At 76.4% G+C, this 829-nt stretch carries 1 protein-coding gene; it reads right to left on the bottom strand.

Annotation, left to right across the window (positions count from 1 at the left end; genetic code table 11):
- Positions 1-173: 173 nt before the first annotated feature.
- A partial coding sequence (otsB, locus tag C1I97_RS38135) for a trehalose-phosphatase (RefSeq protein ID WP_111007389.1) occupies positions 174-829 on the bottom strand: 656 nt, incomplete at its 5' end.

The following is an 829-nucleotide window of genomic DNA, read 5'->3' as shown; positions in this document are numbered from 1 at the left end:
GCGTTGCACGAGGCGCTGAGCATGGCGGGGGCGGAGCGGGTGGAGCGGTCCAAGCGGCTGGCCGCCGCCGCGACCGCGCTTCCTCCCGCTCGGTGGTTCCTGGATCAGCTGGAGGAGCTGCGGGGCTGAGGGGGGACGGGCCCGCACCCACCCCCGCAGCGCCTCCGGCGCACCTAGGCGAGCCGCTCCGCCAACGTCCTCAGCAGCTCGACCACCCCGGCAGGGCCGTCCACCACCACATCCGCCCGTTCCGACAGTTCCGTGACCTCCGTGCTGCCGCTGCAGACCAGGACCCCCGGCAGGCCGTCCGAGCGGAGTTTCTCCACCGCGGCGTAGGCGGGGAGGTCGCCGAGGTCGTCGCCGGCGTAGAGGACCGAGGTGGGGGCGAGGTCGCGGACGTAGTCCAGGAGGGCGACGCCCTTGTCCATGCCCGGGGGGCGCAGTTCGAGGACCATGCGGCCGGGTTCGACGATCAGGCCGTGGCGGGTGGCCAGGTCGGTGAGGGGCTCGCGGAGCAGCTCGAAGGCGGCCTGGGGGTCGTCGGCGCGGCGGGTATGGACGGCGACGGAGCGGCCCTTCTCCTCGATCCAGGTGCCGTGCCAGGCGCCGACCCGGTCGAGGAGGCCGGGCAGCTCGGCGCGGACCGCGGCGACCCCGGGGTGCGGGGGCGGCGCGGTGACGGTGCCCGTGGCGGCGTCCCAGCGCTCGGCGCCGTAGTGGCCGAGGACGACGAGGTGGTCCAGACCGGGCACGCCCGCGAAGCCGCCGTGCCGTACCGCGACGCCGGCCGGGCGGCCGGTGACCACCGCCACGGCGGCCACCTTGGGGG

The organism is Streptomyces sp. NTH33 (assembly GCF_003236365.1).
In the GTDB taxonomy this organism is placed as follows: Bacteria; Actinomycetota; Actinomycetes; order Streptomycetales; family Streptomycetaceae; genus Streptomyces.
The sequence above is the reverse complement of the archived record's forward strand: the minus strand, read 5'-3'. Positions and strand labels throughout refer to the sequence as shown.